This window comes from Pedobacter sp. AC464, from assembly GCF_979253075.1.
The window spans coordinates 1616951-1642034 of the sequence record NZ_CEEDBV010000001.1 but is presented as its reverse complement, the minus strand read 5'-3'; the positions used below and the strand labels follow the sequence as shown (position 1 = coordinate 1642034).

Annotated in this window: 14 protein-coding genes; all 14 read left to right on the top strand. The window is 41.2% G+C overall.

All coding sequences use genetic code 11. The features are described 5' to 3' along the window. The first annotated feature begins 216 nt into the window (after nt 1-216). Complete coding sequence (locus AC0IWT_RS07025; protein WP_471796591.1) at nt 217-2982, top strand: family 78 glycoside hydrolase catalytic domain; 2766 nt, start codon at nt 217-219, stop codon at nt 2980-2982. After that, entirely contained in the window at nt 2969-4075 is a 1107-nt protein-coding gene (locus AC0IWT_RS07020) for a glycoside hydrolase family protein (protein WP_471796590.1), read from the top strand. Before AC0IWT_RS07025 ends, AC0IWT_RS07020 begins: the two co-directional genes overlap by 14 nt. A 40-nt stretch (nt 4076-4115) precedes the next feature. Continuing rightward, nucleotides 4116-6575, top strand: a complete 2460-nt coding sequence (gene galB / locus AC0IWT_RS07015) for a beta-galactosidase GalB (protein ID WP_471796589.1) — start codon at nt 4116-4118, stop codon at nt 6573-6575. 32 nt (nt 6576-6607) lie between these two features. Then, complete coding sequence (locus tag AC0IWT_RS07010) at nt 6608-10015, top strand: glycoside hydrolase family 2 TIM barrel-domain containing protein (protein WP_471796588.1); 3408 nt, start codon at nt 6608-6610, stop codon at nt 10013-10015. 66 nt (nt 10016-10081) lie between these two features. Further along, nucleotides 10082-11242: an ABC transporter substrate-binding protein gene (locus AC0IWT_RS07005; RefSeq protein ID WP_471796587.1), complete on the top strand. Its 1161-nt coding sequence runs from the start codon at nt 10082-10084 to the stop codon at nt 11240-11242. After that, on the top strand, nt 11239-12390 hold the full coding sequence (locus AC0IWT_RS07000; RefSeq protein WP_471796586.1) for a CaiB/BaiF CoA transferase family protein: 1152 nt from the start codon (nt 11239-11241) through the stop codon (nt 12388-12390). Before AC0IWT_RS07005 ends, AC0IWT_RS07000 begins: the two co-directional genes overlap by 4 nt. A gap of 128 nt (nt 12391-12518) precedes the next feature. Continuing rightward, nucleotides 12519-13682 carry a CaiB/BaiF CoA transferase family protein gene (locus tag AC0IWT_RS06995; RefSeq protein ID WP_471796585.1) on the top strand — a complete coding sequence of 388 codons (1164 nt, stop codon included), beginning with the start codon at nt 12519-12521 and terminating at the stop codon, nt 13680-13682. Beyond that, the gene (locus AC0IWT_RS06990; protein ID WP_471796584.1) at nt 13675-14913 is read left to right on the top strand and encodes an extracellular solute-binding protein; all 1239 of its coding nucleotides are present in this window, start codon (nt 13675-13677) and stop codon (nt 14911-14913) included. Before AC0IWT_RS06995 ends, AC0IWT_RS06990 begins: the two co-directional genes overlap by 8 nt. Continuing rightward, the gene (locus tag AC0IWT_RS06985; protein ID WP_471796583.1) at nt 14910-15977 is read left to right on the top strand and encodes a Gfo/Idh/MocA family protein; all 1068 of its coding nucleotides are present in this window, start codon (nt 14910-14912) and stop codon (nt 15975-15977) included. Before AC0IWT_RS06990 ends, AC0IWT_RS06985 begins: the two co-directional genes overlap by 4 nt. A gap of 92 nt (nt 15978-16069) precedes the next feature. Then, nucleotides 16070-16519, top strand: coding sequence for a MaoC/PaaZ C-terminal domain-containing protein (locus tag AC0IWT_RS06980; RefSeq protein ID WP_471796582.1), 450 nt, complete (start codon nt 16070-16072; stop codon nt 16517-16519). Between the two features lie 162 nt (nt 16520-16681). After that, complete coding sequence (gene fucP / locus AC0IWT_RS06975; RefSeq protein ID WP_471796581.1) at nt 16682-17974, top strand: L-fucose:H+ symporter permease; 1293 nt, start codon at nt 16682-16684, stop codon at nt 17972-17974. A 93-nt stretch (nt 17975-18067) separates the two neighbouring features. Beyond that, on the top strand, nt 18068-21493 hold the full coding sequence (locus tag AC0IWT_RS06970) for a glycosyl hydrolase (RefSeq protein ID WP_471796580.1): 3426 nt from the start codon (nt 18068-18070) through the stop codon (nt 21491-21493). 50 nt (nt 21494-21543) lie between these two features. Then, complete coding sequence (locus AC0IWT_RS06965) at nt 21544-23565, top strand: aceric acid hydrolase (RefSeq protein ID WP_471796579.1); 2022 nt, start codon at nt 21544-21546, stop codon at nt 23563-23565. An 88-nt stretch (nt 23566-23653) separates the two neighbouring features. Further along, entirely contained in the window at nt 23654-25081 is a 1428-nt protein-coding gene (locus tag AC0IWT_RS06960) for a sialate O-acetylesterase (protein ID WP_471796578.1), read from the top strand. Nucleotides 25082-25084 lie beyond the last annotated feature (3 nt).

Sequence of the window (25084 nt, the reverse complement as noted above, 5' to 3'; positions counted from 1 at the left end):
TTTCCGATTTACAATTCATAAAGCCGTATGTGAATCTAATGTATTAAATGTTTTCATATTTAAAAAAAATATTTATATTTGAATTAACGGCGAAAGCTGATGCTGAGTTTAATTTTAAGCTTAATGGAAAGGATAAACACAAATCCTTCTAATGCTTTTATCGTTGATAACCAATTATAAATCTAAATAAAACATCTTACAGATGTAGATTATTTAATGAGCAAAGTTTTAACCTTTTTCTGGCTGTTCTTATTCAGTTCTTCGCTTTTTGCGCAGGATATTGAGGTTGCTCGTTTAAGTTGCGGCTATCGTTCCAATCCAATCGGCATAGATTTTACTTCGCCTGTTTTAGGTTGGAAAATGCAGTCATCAAACCACAATGTGATGCAAGTTGCCTACCGCGTTTTAGTTTCAAGTAGTGCAGAAAATCTAAAAAAAAACATTGGTGATGCCTGGGATTCGAAAAAAGTAAATTCCGACCAATCTATCCAGATAAAATATAAAGGAATCAGACTTATATCAACGAAAACTTACTATTGGAAAGTTCGGGTATGGGACAATTCTGGTCATGAATCGGCCTGGAGTAAAACTGGTTTCTGGCAAATGGGTTTGTTAAACCCGGCAGATTGGAAAGGCGCAGAATGGATTGCGTACGAGAAGCTCGCAGATTCGAACGTTAATGTTTTGCCTGTTGATGGTAAAAAAGATAAAATTCTAGGTAGCAATACCTTACCGGTTTTTCGTAAAGTTTTTTCTGTTCATAAACAGATCAAAAATGCTACCGCATTTATATCTGGTTTGGGTCATTTTGAAATGAGTTTAAACGGCGAAAAGGTTGGCAATGATTTTCTGGCTCCAGGCTGGACAAAATACGACAAAGAAGCCCTTTACGTTGCTTACAATATAACCTCGCAGCTAAAAAGAAACAAAAATACTGTTGGAGTGATGCTTGGGAATGGTTTCTATTACATTCCGCCGGTTAAAGAAAGGTACAGAAAGTTGAAAGTGGCTTACGGTTATCCGAAAATGATTTGCCGCATTTTAATCGAGTATGCAGACGGAACTTCGGAAAATGTTGTCAGCAATCAAACCTGGAAAACTGCCCCATCACCAGTTACATTTTCGAGTATTTATGGTGGCGAAGATTACAACGCTAACTTAGAACAAAAAGGTTGGAATACGAGCAATTTTGATGATAGTCGATGGAAGGTTGCTTTGCTTGTTGGTGGACCAAAACTTAGTGCACAAAAGGAAGAGCCCTTAAAGGTTTTCGATAAATTTTCTCCACGAAATATTACGGCTACAAGCAGTAATGAGTGGGTTTACGATATGGGCCAAAACGCCTCTGCAATTATTGAGTTGAGGGTTCGTGGCAAAAGGGGTGACACGGTGCGGATTACACCGGCTGAGTTATTGAATGTAGATGGTTCCGTAACTCAAAAGAACATTGGCGGGCCATCTTATTTTACTTACGTTTTAAAAGGAGATGGTTTAGAAACCTGGCGACCGAGTTTTTTCTATACCGGCTTTCGTTATCTGCAAGTTAAAGGTGCTGTTCCGGCAGGAAAAGAAAATTTAAAAAATAAGGCGGTTGTTGAAGGTTTAAACGCTCTGCACGTTCGAAATGCTGCTGCTCAGGTGGGCAAATTCGAATCGGCTAACCAGTTATTTAATCAAACTTTTAACCTGATAAATTGGTCTGTAAAAAGCAATATGGTTAGCGTTTTTACCGATTGTCCGCATCGCGAAAAACTTGGCTGGTTAGAGCAGTTGCATTTAATGGGCAACTCGGTTGGCTATAATTACGATGCTGCGCCATTGTTTAAAAAGGCATTGCAAGACATGAAAAATTCGCAATTGCCAAATGGTTTAATCCCGGAAATTGCCCCAGAGTATGTGAAATTTGAGTGGGGTGGAGATATGTTTCGCGATTCGCCCGAATGGGGAAGTAGTGGGATTTTATTGCCTTGGTACTTGTATCAATGGTATGGCGATAAGCAAGCCATAGCAGACTATTATCCAATGATGCAGCGCTACGTAACTTATCTGGCCACGAAAGCTAACAACCACATTTTAAGTCAGGGTTTGGGCGATTGGTACGATTTAGGGCCTAAACCACCGGGTGTTTCGCAGTTAACGCCGATGGGCGTAACCGGAACGGCAATTTATTACTACGATTTAAAAATATTGGAAAAAATGGCTACGCTTTTGGCTAAAAAAGCAGATGAGTTAAATTATTCAAAAGTAGCTGCTGAAGTTAGAAAATCTTTCAACAGACAATTCTTCAATGTAAGCACCAAACAATATGCAACAGGTTCGCAGGCGGCAAATGCCATGGCTGTTTATATGGGTCTGGTAGCGGAGAAAGATAAAAATGAAGTCATCGATAATCTGGTAAAGGACATCAGAGATAGAAAAAATAGTTTAACGGCTGGCGATATTGGTTATCGCTATGTTCTTCGGGTTTTGGAAGATGCAGGAAAATCAGATGTCATTTTTGATATGAACAATCGTTCGGATGTGCCTGGATACGGGATGCAGATTGCTAAAGGTGCCACTGCTTTAACGGAATCGTGGGCGGCTTTGACAACAGTTTCAAATAATCATTTTATGCTCGGGCATTTGATGGAATGGTTGTATAGCGCTATCGGTGGCATCCGTCAGGCAGAAAATTCGATAGCCTTTAAACACATTAAAATTGAGCCCGAAGTAGTTGGTAATTTAACCTCAGCAAATGTGAGTTTCGATTCGCCGTATGGCAAAATTTCTACCGCATGGCACAAAACCGAAAAAGAATTTACAATTGAAGTCATAATTCCTGTTAACACCATGGCAGATATTTATTTTCCCGGGAAAAACAAACAGACGATAATTGATGAGGCAAATCCAAAGATGGGTGGGTTGAAATTCGAAAATGGTAAGGCAAAAATCACGGTAGGTTCTGGTTATTACAAATTTAAATGTACAGATGAAGAACTTTAAAATCGCTTTATTTCTTATCTGTTGCGCCTTTAAAGTAAGTGCGCAAAATGCCAATCCTGTACCTGCAGAAAAAATGGAGCAGATTTATCAGGAGGTAAAAACCCCTTATAAATACGGTTTGGTTATGGTTCCGCAAGATAAAGACCATAAAATGGACTGCCCGACGATTTTTAAAAAAGGCAAGTTCTGGTACATGACCTACCTGATTTTCAGCGGGAGAGGTTATGAAACCTGGCTGGCGAAAAGCAAGGATTTACTGACATGGGAAAATCAGGGGAAATTGTTGTCGTTCGGCGATTCGGGTTTGTGGGATGATAACCAAAAAGCAGGTTACAATGCGCTGTTGGATATTAAATGGGGTGGAAATTATGGCGTAAATCGCTTTGATGATAAATATTGGATGTCTTATTTCGGGGGCAAAGAAAAAGGTTACGAGGTAGAACCGCTTTCCATTGGAATGGCTTACGCTACAAAACATCCTGCTGTTCTGCAAGCCTGGAATCGGTTAGATAAACCAGTTTTAACTTCAGCAGATGTTGATGTACGATGGTGGGAGAATAGAAATAAGCTTTTTAAAAGCACTGTGATTGAAGATAAAAAGAGGCTAACCGGGCATCGGTTTGTGATGTATTACAATGCTGTTGGCGATTCGCTGGCGAACAATAAAAAAACGCGGTGGTATGAGCGGATTGGCATGGCCGTTTCTGAAGATATGGTTCACTGGCAGCGTTTCAACGAAAATCCTGTTGTGCACCATCCTGTAGGCATTACTGGCGACGCAGTTATTCAACAAATGGGAGAATATTATGTAATGTTTTACTTCGGCGCTTTTTGGCAGGATAGAAAAGGAGCCTTTAATCGCTTTGCAGTTTCTACAGACTTAACAAACTGGACGGATTGGACTGGTAATAACTTAATCGAATCATCAGAAAAATATGATGAATTATATGCACATAAGTCTTTTGTGTTAAAGTACAAAGGCGTAGTTTACCATTTTTATTGTGCCGTTAACAAGCAAGACCAACGTGGAATTGCTTTGGCAACATCGAAAGATTTAGGGAAAAGTACAGTGAAATTTATTAGCGGGAATTAGGATGAAAATGCTGAGCAATTTTAAGATTTTATTTTGTTTGATGATGACTTTCTCAATAGCCGGTAATTCGGAAGGGCGAGGCATTTTGAATGCAGGCAAAAGTTCAACAATGTTCGGTAAAATTACTTCACGCCCTGCGATTGTCTCTTTACCAACAAAAACTTCCGGTTCCCGTACGAGGATCAGCTTCAATAAAAATTGGAAATTCTACTCTGGAGATGAGCCCGGCGCAAAAGCTCCGGCATACAACGACTTAAATTGGCGAAAGTTAACGCTACCGCACGATTGGAGTATTGAAGGCAAGTTCGATGAAAAGAACCCGGCAAAGCCTGAAGGTGGCGGGTTGCCTACCGGAATTGGATGGTACAGAAAAGAGTTTGCAGCGCCTGCTGATTTTCAGAACAGACTAATTACCATAGAATTTGATGGCGTTTACAAAAACAGCGAAGTTTGGATAAATGGAAAATATCTGGGCAAGCGTCCGTATGGTTATTCTTCTTTTTCTTACGAGATAAGCAAATTTCTAAAGGCGGGAAAGAATTACATTGCGGTAAAAGTCGATAATTCTGCGCAACCAGATTCCCGCTGGTATTCTGGCTCCGGAATTTACCGGAATGTTTGGCTTACCTCTACGGCAAAACTCGCAGTTGCAAATTGGGGAACCTTTGTAACTGCCAGTAGTACAGGTAAGGTTGAAGTACAAATTCAACTTCAAAACAAAAGCTTTAAAAAACAAACTGCGGTAATTATAAATTCAATTTACGCCGCAGATGGAAAACTGGTAAGTAAAAGCAATTCAGAAACCGTTGAAATTGATACTTCAGGAATTACTAAAGAAGCAAAGCTAGACATCAAAAAGCCGGTTCTCTGGTCTGTGGAGCAGCCTTATCAATATAAATTGGTTAGTCAAATTCTTCAAAACGGAAAACTGGTGGATGCTTACGAAACCAAATTCGGAATTCGGTCATTCAATTTTGATGCTGAAAAAGGATTTTCGCTTAATGGCAAAGCAATGAAAATTTTAGGTGTTTGTTTGCACCACGATTTGGGTGCGCTGGGTGCAGCCGTAAACACGAGGGCGATAGAAAGGCAACTCGAAATTATGAAACGGATGGGTGTAAATGCAGTACGGACGGCTCACAACCCACCTGCGCCAGAGCTTCTAGATTTATGCGATAAAATGGGCCTGCTTGTAATGGATGAAGCCTTTGATATGTGGTTGAAGAAAAAAACCAAAAATGATTACCATTTAGACTTTAAGGAGTGGCACACCAAAGATTTGGAAGACATGGTAAAACGCGACCGCAATCATCCCTCAATCATTCTTTGGAGCATAGGTAACGAAATTCGAGAACAATTTGATAGCACTGGTATAGCCATTACGAAAGAGTTGGTGGCTATCGTGAAAAAACTGGATAAAACGCGGCCGGTTATTTCCGCACTAACTGAAACAGATGCGAAGAAGAACTACATTTTTCAGGCAGATGCTTTGGATATTTATGGTTTAAACTATAACCACAAACTTTATAAAGACTTTCCTAAAAATTATCCCGGCGTTAAATTTTTAGCAACTGAAACTACTTCTGCCTTAGCAACGAGAGGCTTTTACGATACGGCGGATTCCATTCGTCGGTGGCCAAAAGATGGCAAAACAAAATTTACCGAAGGAAACAAAGAATGGTCTGCATCTTCTTACGATAACGTTTCGGCATATTGGGGTTCCACACATGAAGAAACCTGGAAAGCCGCGAAAAAATATGACCACGTGTCAGGTTTATTTGTTTGGACCGGTTTCGACTATCTGGGAGAGCCTTTGCCTTATCCCTGGCCGGCCCGAAGCTCATATTTCGGTATTGTAGATTTAGCGGGTTTTCCGAAGGATTCTTATTATATGTACCAAAGTGAATGGAGCACAAAACCTGTTCTTCATCTATTACCACATTGGAATTGGGAAGCTGGAAAATCGGTAGAGGTTTGGGCATATTACAATAATGCTGATGAAGTTGAACTTTACCTTAATGGAAAATCACTAGGTAAAAAATCGAAAGAAAATGATGATCTGCACGTGCTTTGGAATGTAAAATATGAGCCAGGTACGCTTAAAGCCGTTTCCAGAAAAAATGGGAAAGAAGTCCTCGTTCGAGAAGTTAAAACCGCAGGCGCTCCCGCCAAAATTGAACTCATTGCCGATAGAAAAAACATCAAAGCAGATGGCAATGATTTATCGTTTATAACTGTTCGGATTTTAGATTTGCAGGGAAATGTTGTGCCAAACGCCGATAACCTCGTTAACTTCAAGGTTGCTGGAAATGGATTCATTGCTGGCGTCGATAATGGTTTTCAGGCGAGTCTTGAGCCATTTAAAGCCAATTATCGTAAAGCATTTCACGGTTTGTGTCTGGCGATTATTCAATCAACTGAAAAGAAGGGAACAATTAAACTGACAGCAACCTCTGCTGGGCTTTCCTCCGCATCAATTACAATTTATACGGGCAAATGATGGAGGGAAAAATGCAAAATAATTATCGTTTGATGTTAAAGGATTCTCGGATGGGGCTAGGTAATGTCTGCAAAAAAGTTTTCCTAAAATTTGAAAAGCACTTACCATCAATTGTTAAAGCCTGGGGTGTTCACTTCAATATTCTTACCGGTTGGTTAGGGTTCGCAGTGTTGATTTTTCTATCCTTAAAAACCTCGGCTCAGCTGGTTGATAAAACACCAACAGCGGTGCAAAAGGCACCGCAGATTTACAGTAAAGAACCTTGGGAAGACCAACTTGTAAGCGGTATAAACCGCGATGCCTCGCGTGCTACTGCGTATTCCTTTGCTAATATCGAAGATGCAAAAAAGGGCGATCGTGATAAATCTACCCGAATGATTTCGCTAAACGGCGATTGGGACTTTTATTTTGCACTTAAACCAGGTGATGCGCCCAAAGACTTTTATAAATCTCGCGTAAGCGGCTGGAAAAAAATTGAAGTCCCTTCCAATTGGGAGATGAAAGGTTACGATAAACCGATTTACAAAAGTGCCGTTTATCCCTTTCGTCCTGTAAATCCGCCAAATCCTCCTTTGGATTATAATGGCGTTGGAAGTTATCAGCGAACTTTTGCCATACCCGATAACTGGAAAAACATGAACATTACCTTACACTTTGGTGGGGTAAGTTCTGGTTACAAAGTTTGGCTTAACGGTCAGTTTTTAGGCTATGCCGAAGATAGTTTTCTTTCTTCTGAGTTCAACATCACCCCATATTTACAATCCGGAGAAAATATTTTATCCGTTCAGGTTATGCGCTGGACAGATGGAAGTTTTCTGGAAGACCAGGATCATTGGCGATTGAGTGGCATCCACCGGGAAGTAATGCTTTTAGCCGAACCTAAGTTAAGAATAGCTGATTTCTTTGTTCAAACTAAATTAGACAAAGATTATAAAGATGCAACCTTAAGCATTCGCCCGAGAATTGAAAACCTGACTGGCAAAGAAGCTAAAGGTTACATCGTTAGGGCTTCACTTTTCGATAAAAATGGCCTTGCAGTTTTAGATAAGCCTATGGAAAGAAGTGCTGAAAGTATTGTTAATGAAATCTGGCCTCGTTTGGATAACGTAAAGTTTGGTTTGCTCGAAAGCAAGATTAAAAATCCGGCGAAATGGAGCGACGAAATACCGAATCTTTACACGCTAACCATTTCCCTGGAAGATAGTTTAGGTAAAATCCTAGAAGTTAAGCGTTGTAAGGTTGGCTTCAGAAGTATTGAATTTTCTAAAGCGAATGGCAAGTTATTAATTAACGGAAAAGAAACCTATTTGTACGGAATCAATCGTCCTGACCATCATCCAACTAAAGGCAAGGCTTTAAGTCGTGAAGATATTTTAGAAGATGTTCAAACCATTAAGCGGTTCAATTTCAATTGTATTCGCACCAGCCATTACCCAATGGATCCATATTTGTACGATTTGTGCGACGAATACGGAATTTTTGTTATTGATGAAGCGAACCTTGAAACGCATGGTTTGGGTGGCAAATTAAGTAACGACCCAACCTGGACTTCTGCTTATCTGGAACGAAGCAGCCGAATGGTGATGCGGGATAAAAATCATCCGAGCATTATTATCTGGAGTTTAGGAAATGAATCTGGTAGCGGACCAAACCATGCTGCAATGTCTGCCTGGATTCATGACTTCGACCTAACCAGACCGGTTCATTATGAGCCTGCAATGGGTAATCCACGTTTAGATGGATACATAGACCCCTCAAATCCAAATTATCTAAAGCCTAACGATCACTCACATCGCCTGCAAAATCCGCAAGACCAACCTTATGTAGATATTGTAAGCAGGATGTATCCAGGCATTTATACGCCTAAAATGCTTGCAGAACAAAAAAACGGCGATAACCGGCCGATTTTCTTTGTGGAATATGCACATGCAATGGGTAATTCGGTAGGCAATATGAAAGATTTTTGGGACGTTTTCCGTTCTACCCCTCGCATTATTGGTGGCGCAATCTGGGAATTTAAAGATCAGGGAATATTACAAACTGACAGTTTAGGGAGGCAGTTCTATGCATATGGAGGCGATTTCGGCGAAAAGTATTTTGATAATTTTACAATAAAAGGTGTTGTAAATTCTGATGGTAAACCCAAGGGAGCGATGTTTGAATGCAAACGGGTTTATCAGGGCGCACAAACGGAGTTGGCTGATAATTCAAAAAAAATCTTAAAGATTTCGAATCGCCATGCGGTTAAAAATTTAAATACCTATGCCGTTAAGCTGTTTGTTCGCAAGGATGGCGCTTTGTTAAGTCAGAAGGTTTTACCTGCATTAAATCTGGCAGCAGGAAAAGATACGTTATTAAATATAGCCGGTTATTTGCCTAAAATGGAGGCAGGTTCAGAGTACTTAGCTGATATCCATTTCACTTTACGTAACGATGAGCTTTGGGCGAAAAAAGGTTTTGAAGTTGCGTCTAATCAATTTGCCTTAACCGGCTTAGCCCAGTCTAAAAGCAGCGAGAAAATCACAGCACCAAACTATTCGAGCAATGCTGAGTTTGATGTGTTTTCAGGTCAAAATTTCCGGATAGAAATCAGCAAAAAGAATGGTGCATTAGCATCATATAAATGGAAGGGTGAGGAGCAGTTACTTGCGCCTTTATTGCCACACTTTACCCGCCCGCTAACGGATAATGATAAACGTGGATGGAAATCGAACAAAAAACTAAAGCAGTGGTATCAAAACGACTTAAAATTTTTATCAGCTTCTGCAGGCAAATTTAGCGGAAGTGATGGCACTTATTTTAAATTGGTAAGCGATTACAGCTTAATCAACGATAGCGCAAGGGTAAAAGTGACTTATAAAATTTCTTCAAACGGAACCATTAAAGTTGATTATGCTCTGACGGTTAAGCCCGGTTTGCCGAACATCCCAAAAGTAGGTATGCAATTGGGTATCCTACGTAAGTACGACAACATTTCGTGGTATGGCAGAGGCCCGATTGAGAATTATATCGATAAAAATTACGGTGCCGACGCAGCAATTTACAACGAATCGATTGCAGGTTTTATGGAACATTATGCTGTTCCTCAGGAAAACGGAAATCGTACAGACGTACGTTGGATGTATTTCTCAAACCCGGCAAAAAACGAAGGTTTGGTGTTCATAGCAGATAGTTTGCTAAGCATGAGCGCCAGTCCTTACACCGATGAAAATGTTCAGGCGGCGAAACACACAAACAAGTTAAAAGATGCCAGCTATTTAATTGTGAACGTGGATTTAATACAAATGGGCGTTGGTGGAAACGACAGTTGGAGTGATGTTGCAGCACCATTACCGCAGTACCAGATTCCATCAAAAAATTATAATTATAGCTTTTATCTAAAGCCTTTTGCCGGCAAGATGCAAGATTTAGGCAAAAAAGTAAAACAGATGAAATTTTAGTCACTGAATGATTTCATTTAAAAGAACGAACACGGGAAAGAACAAAAATTAAAATCAGGAAATTAAGTGGAGAATATAATCAATTTACGGGGTATAACATGGAACCACAGTCGCGGGCTCTTGCCCATGGTGGCAACGGCACAGCGATTTTCTGAGTTGTACCCAAATGTTAACATCACCTGGGAGAAGAGAAGCTTGCAGCAATTTGCCGATTTTTCTATTCAGAAATTGGCAGAGCAGTTCGACCTGCTTGTTATAGATCATCCCTGGGCAGGATTCGCAGCGAAAACGAAATCCATTGTGCCTTTGGATTTTTATTTACCCAGCGATTATCTGGCAGACCAGGAGCGCAATTCAGTTGGTCATTCGTACGAAAGCTATTTCTACGATGAACACTTATGGGCACTGCCGATAGATGCAGCAACGCCTGTAGCATCTTCCAGACCGGATTTGCTGCAGGAAAAAGGATTGGCGCTGCCTAAATCATTTGAAGATTTATTGGATATTGCAAACCAAGGCCTGGTTGCTTTTGCAGGAATTCCAATCGATGTTTTAATGAATTTTTATACCCTTTGTTGTTCACTCGGCGAAGATCCCTGTCAAAGCGATGATGAAGTTGTATCGAAGGAAACAGGCATCAGGGCACTGCAAATGTACCGCGAACTGGCTTCGAAAATTGACAGAGCCAACTTCAACCGAAACCCAATTCAGGTTTACGAAGCCATGACTTTAACCGATGAGATTGCTTATTGTCCCTTTGCTTATGGGTATTCCAATTACTCCAGAAATGGCTATGCACGTAAAGCATTGCATTTTCACGATATGATTTCCATAGATGGACAAACCAATTTAAGAAGCACACTCGGCGGAACCGGCTTAGCCATTTCTTCCAAATGTGAGAAACTTGACGTTGCGGCTAAGTATGTTGAATTTGTTGGTGCTCCCGTTTGTCAATCAACAGTGTTTTTCGAAAATGGCGGTCAGCCGGGGCATTTAACCGCATGGAAAAATGAGGAGGTGAACAGACAAAGCCAAAACTATTTTTTAAATACTTTACCCGCATTACAACGGGCATTCCTTCGTCCGCGTTATCATGGTTCAATGTATTTTCAGGATCACGCCGGCGATGTTGTTCGAAATTATTTAATGGACGGCGGCAACGAAAGCAAAGTGTTGTCAAGCATGAACGAGTTATATCAAAAATCCAAAACGCTAGTTTTATCATGAACAAACCGCTAGAAGGGCTTTTAGTTTTAGAGTTCTGCCAGTTTCTGGCCGGACCATCAGCTGGTTTAAAACTGGCAGATTTAGGTGCTCGGGTAATTAAAATTGAGCGCCCAAAAACTGGCGATGCTTGTCGCCAGTTATCCATCAAGAATCTTTTTATTGACGAAGATAGTTTGCTTTTTCATACCATTAACCGCAACAAGGAAAGTTACGCGGCAGATTTGAAAAACCCTGACGATTTAGACAGGCTAAAGAAGTTAATCAGCAAAGCTGATGTGATGACGCATAATTTTCGGCCAGGTGTGATGGAAAAAATCGGCTTGGATTATGAAAACGTTAAGGATATCAATCCAAAAATCGTTTACGGTGTAGTTACCGGTTATGGAAATGAAGGGCCTTGGAAGAACAAGCCTGGCCAGGATTTATTAGTTCAGGCTGTTTCAGGATTAACATTCTTATCAGGTGTAGATGTCGACGGACCAGTGCCATTTGGTCTTTCTGTGTCTGATATTATGTGCGGCAACCATTTGGTACAGGGCATTTTGGCTGCGCTAATTAAAAAAGAAAAAACCAAAAAAAGCGTTCTGGTGGAAGTTAGCTTGCTGGAATCGGTTTTGGATGTTCAATTTGAGGTCATCACAACCTATTTAAATGATGGCGGAAAACTCCCCGACAGAAGCGGTGCAAAAGGCAGTGCGCATGCGTATTTAAGTGCCCCCTATGGCATGTACGAAACGAGCGACGGGCATATCGCGTTGGCGATGGGCAATCTGCCGAATATTTGCGCCATTATAAATTGCGATATTTCTGATCTGTATGTTGAGGCCGGTTCTGCCTTTGAAAATAGAGACAAACTGATAGTACGTTTGGCAGAAACTTTTAAGAAAGATAATACTAAAAGTTGGGTTAGTTTGCTGGAGGATGAGGGCATTTGGTGTACTGAAGTGTTAAATTACCGAACGGCAAGTGCTTTAAGTAGCTACAAAGCATTAGCTATAGAGCAAAAACTGGCTTTGGATAACAATCTGCAAATTAAGACTACCGTTAGTCCAATTCGTTTAGATAACGAAAAACTTTTTGCACCAAAAGCGGCTCCAAAACTTGGCTTTAATACAGCAGATATTAATAATGAATTTGAATTAAATTAGAAATAATCGTTAGTTCGACTGAAGCGAAGCGAAACAGCAATCTCTGAACCACTTGAAATCTTCTTTTCGATGGTTGAGATGACTGCCGCTTCAGACTTAAACGACGATTTGTATCAAAATAAAAAAATATGAGACCGCTTGAAGATTATTTAGTTGTCGATTTCAGTCAGTTTCTTTCGGGGCCTTCGGCAAGTTTGCGCCTGGCCGATATGGGTGCACGTGTAATTAAAATTGAACGTTCAGGGATTGGAGATATTTGCCGTACACTTTACACTTCAAATTTGATTATGAACGGTGAATCTTCGGTTTTTCATGCCATAAACAGAAACAAGGAGAGTTTTGAAGTTGATTTAAAGAATAACGAAGACTGTGAAATGGTTCGGGAGCTGCTTAAAAAAGCCGATGTGATGATACACAATTTCCGGCCGGGCGTAATGGAGCGTTTAGGGTTCGATTACCCTTCGGTAAGCGCTTTGAACCCAACCATTATTTATGGCGAAATATCGGGCTATGGAACCGAAACAGAATGGAAAAATAAGCCTGGGCAGGATTTACTTTTACAGGCAGCAACCGGTCTCACATCCTTAACTGGAAATGCCGATAGCGGCCCGGTTGCAATGGGTTTATCTATTGTTGATATGCTTGCCGGCGCTCACCTTGCACAGGGAGTTTTGGCCTGTTTGTACCGCAAAGCGATTAAAAATGAGGGCGGTTTTGTGCAAGTTAGCATGATGGAATCGGCCTACGATTTCCAGTTTGAAACCATTACCACCTTCTTGAACGACGGCGGTTGTTTGCCCGAACGTTCAGAAAAAAACAATGCAAACGCATATTTGGGCGCTCCTTACGGTATTTATCAAACAGAAAACGGATATTTAGCGCTGGCGATGGGTTCTATTCCTCAACTGGGTGCGCTTTTAGGTTGCGATAAACTGGAAGATTACGTTGAAATTAGCGAGGCCTTTGATAAACGGAACGAAATTAAAGCGATTCTGGCCGAACACCTGCTGCACTCATCAACGGAAAAATGGCTTTCAATTTTGGAACCGGCAGACATTTGGTGTGCAGATGTACTAAACTGGAATGCGCTTATGGAGCACGACGGATTTAAGATTTTGCAAATGATACAGGAGGTTGAAATGATTGATGGCTATAAATATGAGACAACAAGATGCCCGATTCGAATTGATGGTGAGTTATTAATTTCGCCAAAAGGTTCGCCAAAACTGGGGCAGGATAACGAAAAGATCATTAAAGAGTTTATTACACAGAATACAATTGCAAATGCCTAACCAAACAGAAACTTTCACAATTGCCGTTCGTAAATTTGCCCCTTTCGAATCCGCAATGCGGAAAACATGGGACAAATATTGCGCATTTTCGGGCTGCAGTTTGAAGTTGGAACTGGTTGTGATGGATTTGCATGAGCTTTACAGTCGAACCATAGCCGAAAAAGGCTTAGCGAACGGCAACTTTGACATTGCCCACATCAGTACCGACTGGGTTTTAGAAGGTTATTCTAATCAGGATTTCGAGGTATTAAATCCTTACATTAACAGAAACAGACCGGCAGATTTTCCTTCGTGTTGGAGTAAATCTCTATTGGGACTACAACGTTTCGGATGGGAGGTTGTCGGCTTGCCTTTTCACGATGGTCCTGAATGCTTTATTTACCGAAAAGATTTATTTGAGGATGAAACCGAGCAAGCTAACTTTTTAACTCAATTTGGCAAAGCGTTAGAAGTGCCAAAAACCTGGGAAGATTTTCATCAGGTTGCGCAGTTTTTCACTCGCCCTGAAGATAATTTATATGGTAGTATTTTCGCCTGCTATCCTGATGGGCACAACACTGTTTTTGATTTTTGTTTGCAATTGTGGAGCCGGGGCGGTACTTTGGTAGATGATAATGGATTCATTAAAATTGATAGTCGGGCTGCAGTAAGCGGCCTGGATTTCTACCGCAAAATCGTTAACGATAAAACCGCAGTTCATCCCAAATCTTCTCAATTTGAATCCGTTGCGGCTGGTATCGCCTTTTCCCAGGGCGAGGCAGCAATGATGATAAACTGGTTTGGCTTTGCGGCAATGTGCGAAGTAGATGAGGCATCTAAAGTAAAAGGTAAAATTGATGTAGCATTACTGCCTGCTGATACCGGCAAAAGTTCTGCTTCCTTAAATGTTTACTGGCTTTACACCATCGCAAAAGGAAGTAAAAATAAAACGCTGGCTTACGATTTTCTCCGCTTTGCCCTGGCAGAAGAACAAGATAAGCAACTCACGCTGGAAGGGGGCATCGGCTGCAGATTATCTACATGGAAAGACCCTGAAATAAATAGAATAATCCCATTTTACCATAAATTAGAGGAATTGCACGAAGTTGCCTACACGCTTCCTCAAAAAGAAAAGTGGAATGAAATTGCCGCCATAATTGACCAAATGGTTTTGCAGGCGATAAATACGGATAAGTCTTCTAAAGAGCTTATCCAGTTGGCGCAGAACGAAATAAACAGCATTGACAAATGAGTATCGACATAAAATATAAACCTGAGTTGCCGCTCACCAAACAACCCATCATCATCATTGGCGCAGGTGGAATTGTTGCTGATGCACATTTGCCTGCCTATAAAATTGCAGGTTTTGAGGTTCATGGCGTTGTAAACAGAACCAAAGAGCGGGCGCAAAAACTTGCAGATGCTTTCAGTATTCCAAATGTGTACGACTCTGTTGCAGAAGCGGTTAAGTGTGCGCCCGAAAATGCAGTTTATGATTTAACCATCATGCCAGAGCAATACATTAGCACGTTGAAACAATTGCCAAATGGAAGCGCAGTTTTAATTCAAAAGCCCATGGGTGATGACTTTGCACAGGCAAATGAAATTCTGGAGCTGTGCAGGAAGAAAAACTTGAAGGCGGCGGTAAACTTTCAATTGCGTTTCGCTCCATTCGTAAGTGCTGCGAAATATTTGATTGATAAGGGCTTAATTGGTGAATTGTACGATATGGAAGTACGGGTAACGATAAAAACGCCCTGGGAAATTTTTCCTCACGTAATTGTTCACCCTCGATTGGAAATTCAATATCATAGTATTCATTACGTCGATTTAATCCGGTCTTTTTTAGGAAATCCTCAAAGTGTTTTGGCAAAAACGCTAAAACATCCCGCCAAAAAATTATCTTCATCGCGTACTACCATTTTACTGGATTATGGTGATACCTTACATGCGGTAATTAACACAAACCATGATCATGATTTTGGTGCAACGCACCAGGAAAGCTACATAAAATGGGAAGGAACAAACGGTGCAATTGTGGCTAAAATTGGCTTGTTGATGGATTATCCACATGGCGTGGCCGACGTTTTCGAGTATTGTATTCTGGAGGAAGGAAAAGCTCCGGAATGGCAAACGGTTAAATTAGAAGGCTCCTGGTTTCCAGAGGCATTTATTGGCACAATGGCGAACTTAATGCGGTATAATGAAGGATCTACAACTGTTCTGCACACCAGTGTTGAAGACGTGATTCAAACAATGGCCGTTGTGGAAGGCGCATACAAATCGAGCGATATCGGAGGGATAAAAATAGAATAAGAAGTGATTGAACCGCCGGCTGATGTCAGTTTTTTTTGACAAAATAATCCATGATTTTAATCGGGGTAAAAAAATTAAAATAAAGTATTAGAATGTATTTCAAATCAACATTTTTTGAAGATTACCAGCTCGAGGATAAACGTGTAACTTTAGGTCGCACGATAACTGAAACAGACTTTGTGGTACACGCCGGCCATACCGGTGATTTTTTTCCGCATCACATGGATGCAGAGTGGTGTGCAACACAGCCTTTTAAACAAAGAATCGCTCATGGAACAATGATTTTTAGCATTGGGATTGGCTTAACGGCATCTGAAATTAACCCGGAAGCAATGAGTAAAGGCTACGATAAACTGCGTTTTGTTAAGCCTGTTTTTATCGGGGATACCATCCATTCGGAGGTAACAATCTCTGAAAAAGCAGATGGCAAAAAACCAGAATACGGCACTGTAACAGAGCATGTGGAAATTATAAACCAAAACGGCGCAGTAGTTTTGGTTTGCGATCACCTCTTGGTTGTAAAGAGAAAGACAGTGATTTAAGAATTGTTAAACAACTATTCATCACCAATAAACCAGTGAACCAATGAACCAATGAACAGTGAACAGTGAACAAATGAACGGTGAACCAGTGAACAAATGAACCAATGAACCAATGAGCTACTAACGATTGACCCAATAAACTAACCTTAAAAACCAAATATAATGAACCACAACACACAGCCAGAAATCGTAACCGAGGGCGACCCCTCATCAGGAAAGAAATATTTACTACCATTCATCCTGGTGGTTAGTTTATTTTTTCTGTGGGGTATGGCGCACAACCTTGACTCAATACTGATTCCGCATTTAAAAAAAGCATGTAATTTGAACAACAGACAATCGACTTTGATTGATACATCGGTTTTCTTTGCCTACTTTTTAATGGCAATACCTGCCGGCATGATTTTAAAAAAATGGGGCTACAAGGCAACCATGATTTCAGGTTTACTGGCATTTGCTTTTGGTGCTTTTTTGTTCGTTCCAGCGGCAAATAATTTATCTTATATCACGTTTTTAATTGCATTATTTATAATTGGCTGCGGTTTAACCATGCTCGAAACTTCGGCAAATCCGTACGCAGCAGTTCTCGGCGACCCAGCGAAGGCAACGAGCAGATTAAATTTAGCTGCCTCATTTAATGGTCTGGCCGCAATGGTTGCGCCACTTATTGGTGGTCTGTTCATCCTTTCCGGTAAGTCGCACACTAAAGATGAATTGGCGGCAATGACCGAAATTAATAGAAATAACTACTTTCTCGAAGAAGCCGCATCGGTTAAAACGCCATACATCACACTTGGAATTGTGCTCTTGGTAATCGCAGTGATATTTTACTTTATCCATCTGCCCGAAATAAAAACAAAAAGCATTGATGGAGAAGCCAAGGGTAGCTTTTTTGGCGCTTTGCGCCATAAGCATTTGCGTTGGGCGGTTGTAGCACAGTTTTTTTACGTGGGCGCACAGGTTTGTGTAACAAGTTTCTTTATCAGAATGGCACAGCAAGGCGGCGGTTTCGACGAAAAGACAGCTGCATCATACCTGGTGGTTTATGGCTTTTTGTTTACCGCAGGGCGTTTTGCAGGTACAGCACTTTTACAGTTTATATCATCAAATAAATTGTTAGCTATATACGCGATAATATCCATTATCTTGTGTTTAGTCGCCATTTTAGGCCAAGGTTCTTACGTTGTATATGCCCTGGGCGCAATCGGGTTTTTTATGTCGATTATGTTTCCAACTATTTTTGCCTTGGGAATTGATGGCATTGGAGACGATACAAAGCCGGGCTCTTCGTGGCTAATAATGTCGATTGTGGGTGGCGCAATTTTACCGTTTGGCATGGGAACTTTAATCGATATGTATGGCGATAACATACAAATCGGCTATAGCATTCCACTGGTATGTTTCGTAATCGTTCTGTTTTTTGGCCTTAAAGGTTACAAAATCGCTCATAAATAAATGTAAAGCTTGTTGTAAGAGTGCCAGAAATCACTAAAAAAACTGCTCCTCAGATTTACCAAGCGTCCATTCAAATGCGCAAAGACTAAAATAATGATATTAAAGTATTGCAAAGTCTTCTTGTTTTTTCTGCTTTTTGCAATCTGCTTTAAGCTTAATGCGCAACAAAATGAAAATGCCAGGCCCTGGGTATTCTGGTATTGGGTAAAAGGAGCGGTATCCAAGCCTGGCATTACCGCCGATTTGGAGGCGATGAAGGCCAACGGAATTGCCGGCGCTTATTTAATGAGTATCCAGGGCCCGGATAAAACGCCTGTTTACAATCCTCCAGCAGTTCAGCTTACGCCCGAATGGTGGAAGCTTGTGGAGTTTGCCATGGGCGAAGCAAAACGTTTGGATTTGAAGTTAGGCATGCACGTAAGCGATGGCTTTGCCTTAGCCGGCGGACCATGGATTACGCCCGAGTTGTCCATGCAAAAGCTGGTGTGGTCTAAACTTGTGGTAAAGGGTTCGGCAACAAAAATCATGCTGCCAAAACCTGAAAATAATGTAAACTATTATAAAGATATCGCAGTTTATGCCTACCCATCGCCAATTGGCGAAAACATCTCAACACGAACAATCATCCCTAAAATTACGGCAAGTAACGGTGCTGATGCAGGTGGCTTAATTCTGCCAGAAAATAAGAAAAACTTCAGCTCAAACGAGCCTTGCTACATTCAATATGAATTTGAAAAGCCTTTTACTTGCAGAACAATAAAGGTAAAAGTTAGTGGCAACAATTATCAGGCGCAACGTTTGTTAATAGAAATAAGTGATGATGGAAAAGTTTTTCGCCAGGTGGGGAGACTGGAACCGCCACGCCACGGCTGGCAAGATACCGATGAGGATGTTACCCATTCAATTAAGCCGGTTACCGCAAGGTTTTTCAGGTTTGTTTATGATAAAAAAGGTTCCGAACCAGGCGCCGAAGATTTAGATGCTGCAAAGTGGAAACCTGCCTTAAAGTTACTTAATCTTGAGCTAAGTTCGGCTGCTTCGATTAACCAGTTTGAGGGGAAAAATGGCTCCGTCTGGAGAATAAGTAAGCGAGCTACCGACGCCGAAATTGCAGAAGGGATTTGTGTTCCATTAAAGAATATTATCAATTTAACAGATAAATTAAACAGCGATGGAAGCTTAAACTGGAAAGCTCCAAAAGGCGAATGGACAATTTTAAGGATAGGCCACACCTCAACAGGGCACACTAATGCAACTGCGGGCGGTGGAATGGGTTTGGAGTGCGATAAATTTAATCCGGCAGCGGTTAAATTGCAATTTGATAATTGGTATGGAGAAGCAATAAAACACGGCGGGGCCGATATTGCCGGGGAAGTGCTAAGTGTTTTCCATGTAGATAGCTGGGAATGTGGCAGCCAAAATTGGTCGCCACTTTTTAAAGCAGCATTTTTTAAGCGAAGAGGTTATGATTTAACACCTTATTTGCCAATAATGACTGGTTTGCCGGTAGAAAACACCACAACATCTGAAAACTTTCTTTATGATGTTAGAAAGACGATTTCTGAGCTGGTTGTAGATCAGTTTTATAACACTTTAGCAAAATTAGCGAAGGAGCAGGGTGTAACTTTTACTGCAGAAAGCATTGCCCCAACGATGTTAAGTGATGGCCTACTGCATTATAAGGCGGTAGATGTACCAATGGGAGAATTTTGGCTGAATAGCCCTACACATGATAAGCCCAACGATATGTTAGATGCGATTTCGGGTGCTCATATCTACGGCAAAAATATTGTTCAGGCAGAGGCTTTTACCACAGTGCGTATGGACTGGAATGAGAGTCCGGCAAGCATGAAAACCTTACAGGACAGGAATTACGCCCTCGGAGTGAACAAACTGAGCTACCACGTTTTTACGCATAACCCCTGGATGGATAGAAAACCGGGTATGACTTTAGATGGTGTAGGCTTATATTTTCAGCGAGACCAAACCTGGTGGAAGCCTGCAAAAGCATGGATAGACTACGCAGAGCGCACGCAAAGTTTACTTCAAACCGGAAAGCCGGTTGTTGATATTGCAGTTTTTACGGGTGAGGAATTGCCACGCCGGTCGGTTTTACCAGACAGATTAGTCGAGACTTTGCCGGGTATTTTCGGCTCAGACGTAGTAGAGGCAGAAAACAAACGCCTGGCAAATGTTTGTGAACCATTAAGGCAGTTGCCTGCAGGCGTAACGCATTCTGCAAACATGGCCGACCCTGAAAATTGGGTTAACCCTTTACGTGGTTATGCCTACGATAGCTTTAATCCCGATGTTTTGCGAACAGCGACGGTTAAAAACGGCGAAGTGGTTTTCGAAAGCGGGGCGAAATACAAACTTCTGGTTATTCCGGGGGTGATGAAAATGAACCCGAATTACAAGTACATAAGTTATGAAACCGTAAAAAAAATTGCTGATTTGATAAAAGCAGGCGCAACGGTTCTGGTTTCGGATAAGCCTTTGTATCAAAACGGCTTAAAACAGGTAGCGAAAACCGAATTTGATAAGACGGTAAATGAAATCTGGGGTGGAAAATTTTCTCAATACTATGATGTTAATGCCGTTTTTGTGAAAAAACTGCGCTTGGGAAATGTTGTAAAAGGTCCTTTTGCTGATGAGGATTTTTCATCGTTAAATCTTCCAAAAGACATATCAGTTACTGAAAAGGACAACAGCTACGCCAAAAACATTGCGTTTAACCATCGCCAAACATCAACAAAAGAAATTTACTTTATAGCTAATCAGTTAAACAAAGAGCGGGAATTAACATGCGCTTTCCGGATGAGTGGAAAAATACCCGTTTTATATGATGCAGTACTTAACCAAACAATTCCGCTTAAAAACTGGGCAATTACCAACACGTCCGGTTTGCCAGGTAAGAATATAAAAAGTACAGTGCTTAGCCTGAAGTTAGCGCCAAATCAATCCCTTTTCGTGATTTTTGAAGCGCCCACGAAACAAACTGAGTTAAACGAAGGACTAAACTGGTCGAGTTTTAAAACAATTCAGGATATTTCTAAATCATGGAAAGCGCAGTTCGATACTGCTTTCGCCGGACCAGTAAACCCGGTAATATTCAACGAATTAACAGACTGGACAAAGCATGCCGACAGTTCCGTAAAATACTATTCGGGCACTGCAGTATATTCGAAAAAATTCAGCTTCGCTGGAAACTTAGGTGCAAAAATCTGGGTCGACCTGGGTGCCTTCTCAAGCATCGCCAAAGTGAAAATTAATGGTGTAGACTGTGGCACGGTTTGGACTGCACCACATCGTTTGGATATTAGCAAAGCAATTAAAGTTGGGGAGAATACAGTTGAAATCGAAGTTACAAATACCTGGGCAAACCGCCTTATCGGCGATAGTAAATTGCCCGAAAACAAGCGCTTCACTAAAACGACGGCACCTTTCCGTCTGGAAGGAAAACCATTAAATTCTGCGGGGTTATTGGGGCCGGTGCTGATTCAAACAGAAGAGAAATGATACTAATGGTGACACTAAACAAAGGCAGGGAAAATTACATAATAAGCAATATGATTAACAAATTTGTATTCATCATACTTTTAGCTTTATCGTCTCTAAAGGGAAATGCCCAAGATAAGGCCCTGGTTTATAACTCAAATTCGCCTTACGCCAAGTTGCACAGCATAAATATGGCTGATGTTACCTGGACTAAAGGTTTTTGGGCCGATAGGTTTAAGGTTGCCACAGAAACCATGGTGCCGAATATGTGGGCAATTTACAACGACCCTAAAATCAGTCACGCCTTTAAAAACTTTGAAATTGCTGCGGGCTTAGATACCGGCTCGCATTCGGGGCCTTCTTTCCATGATGGCGATTACTATAAAACGCTGGAGGCGATGGCAAGTTTGTACGCATCGACTAAAAACCCAAAACTCAACGAAATGATGGATAAAGCCATAGTTGTAATCGGGAAATCGCAGCGTGAAGATGGCTACATCTACACTAAAGCCATGATTGAACAGCGTAAAACGGGTTCTAAAAACCAATTTCAGGATAGATTGAGTTTCGAATCGTATAACATTGGCCATTTAATGACGGCAGGTTGCATCCATTATCGCGCCACAGGAAAAACGACCTTGCTCAACATCTCTAAAAAAGCGACGGATTATCTTTACAATTTTTATAAATCTGCATCACCCACTTTGGCCAGAAATGCAATTTGCCCATCGCACTACATGGGTGTTGTAGAAATGTATCGCACCACGAAAGATCCTCGCTATTTGGAACTTGCTAAACATTTAATCGCCATTAAGGGTAAAATTGAGGATGGAACGGATGATAACCAAGATAGAATTCCGTTTTTGAAACAAACCAAGGCCATGGGGCATGCGGTACGGGCAAATTACCTTTACGCCGGTGTGGCCGATTTATATGCCGAAACTGGAAAAGACTCATTGCTGGCAACCTTAAATTTGATGTGGGATGATGTAAATCAGCACAAAATGTACATTACGGGTGGCTGCGGTTCGTTGTATGATGGAACTTCGCCAGATGGTACATCTTATAATCCCGCCGATGTGCAGAAAATTCATCAGGCTTTTGGCCGAGCGTACCAGTTGCCAAATTTTACTGCACACAATGAAACCTGCGCAAACATTGGTAACGTGCTCTGGAACTGGCGAATGCTGCAGATTACAGGCGATGCAAAATACGCAGATGTAATGGAGCTGGCGCTGCACAATAGCGTATTATCGGGTATAAGTTTAGATGGGAAAAACTTCTTGTACACAAATCCATTAGCTCAATCTGATGATTTACCCTTTAAACAAAGGTGGTCTAAAGACAGGGTGCCGTATATTGCCCTGTCCAATTGTTGTCCGCCAAATGTGGTTAGAACAATTGCCGAAGTGAGTGACTATGCTTATAGTGTTTCGGATAGGGGCTTGTGGTTTAATCTTTATGGCGGCAATAATCTGAATACCAGCTTATCCGACGGAACAAAGGTGGCTTTGTCTCAGGAAACCAACTACCCGTGGGATGGGAAAATTAAAATTAGCTTGAAAGAAACGGTCGCTAAAAATTATTCTTTATTTCTGAGAATTCCATCGTGGACACATGATGCAAAACTTACCATTAATGGAAAAGCCGAAAATTTTAAACTGGTTTCGGGTACTTATGCAGAAATAAACCGGATTTGGAAAAAGGGCGATGTGGTGGAATTAAACCTTCCCATGGAGCCGACTTTGATAGAGGCAAATCCGTTGGTTGAAGAAAACCGGAACCAGGTTGCTGTAAAACGCGGACCGATTGTTTACTGCCTGGAATCTACCGATTTACCTGGCAAAAATATCTTCAATGCCTTAGTGCCTGCAAATACACAATTTGTGGCGAAGCCGGTAAATATCAGCGGTGCTGAAATGATGAGCCTTGTGGGCAATGCCAAAATTGTAGAGCCAAATAGTTGGAAAAGTGTATTGTATCGACCAATTGACGTTAAAAATACAGAAACAGAGATAAGATTGGTTCCTTATTTTGCATGGGGAAACCGTGGCCACTCGGAAATGTCGGTTTGGTTGCCTGTAAGCAGGTAATGTTTAAGTAAACATTATGGAATTACAAAGTACAACCTTTAGCCGAATAGTGGAAAGCAAAACAGTTTAGCTGTTAAATTAGAGCAATATGAAACTAAGATTCACGATACTTTTAAACCTTACTTTTAGCATCATCACGTCGGCAATGGTTAAACCGGCATCTATTTTTACCGACCATATGGTTTTACAACAACAAAGCAAGGTGGCCATTTGGGGTTGGGCCAAAGCCTTAACCAAAGTAAAAATAAATACTTCGTGGAATAATGAAAACTATTCGGTTACGGCCGATAATGATGGAAAGTGGAAAGTAAAAGTTGCCACGCCAATAGCGGGCGGACCTTATCAAATCGAATTTAGCGACGGCGAAAAGCTGGTTTTAACAGACATTTTGATTGGCGAGGTCTGGTTTTGTAGCGGGCAATCGAACATGGAGATGCCGATGAAAGGATTTAAAAGTCAGCCCGTTATCGGATCTAATGAAAGGATTTTGAAATCAGGAAATAAAAATATAAGGCTTTACACGGTGCCTCGTTCTTCAATAACAGAACGGCAGGAGAACAGCAAGCCATCACCATGGAAATTGGCAAATCCAGAAACAGTTTCCAATTTCAGCGCAACTGCATATTTTTTCGGTTCATTACTGAATGAAATGTTAAATGTCCCGATAGGTTTAATAAACGATAGTTATGGTGGTTCTACCATCGAAGCCTGGATGTCGCCAGAGGAATTGAAGGCATTTCCTGATGTTAAGATACCTTTAAAGGGCGACACCATCAAAGAAGTAAGCAGAACGCCCACAACCCTTTACAACGGAATGCTGTACCCTGTTATTGGTTACGGGATAAAAGGTGTTATCTGGTATCAGGGCGAATCTAACTACGAGCGGCCGGGCCAGTACGAAAATTTATTTCCGGCAATGGTTTCTTCCTGGCGTAAAAACTGGGAAACGGGAGAATTTCCTTTTTACTATGCACAGATTGCACCTTACAATTATGCGCAGTTGCCGCCCAAGCAGGCAGGTGAAAAGTATAATTCCGCTTTTTTGAGAGATGCACAACGAAAGTCGCTTGCAAAAATCCCCAATTCTGGGATGGCAGTTTTAATGGATATTGGCGAAGAAAAATCAATCCATCCGGCCAATAAAAAACAGGGTGGAGAAAGATTAGCGTACATGGCTTTAGCTCAAACCTATGGTTTAAAGGGTTTTGGTGCGTTTAGTCCGACTTACGAGTCGCTAATGATTGATAAAGATAAAGCTGTAATTAAGTTTCAGAATGTGCCGAATGGTTTAACTGCCTTTGGTAAAGATTTAACGCTTTTTGAAATGGCCGGAGCAGACAAGAAATTTTATCCTGCGAAAGCAGTAGTAACAGGCAGTAGTGTAACCGTTACGGCTGCGCAAGTGAAAAATCCTGTTGCAGTACGCTACGCATTTAGAGATTTTGTAACTGGAGATTTGTTTGGTAATGATGGATTGCCTGTTTCTTCATTTAGAACAGATGATTGGGATTATTAAAAT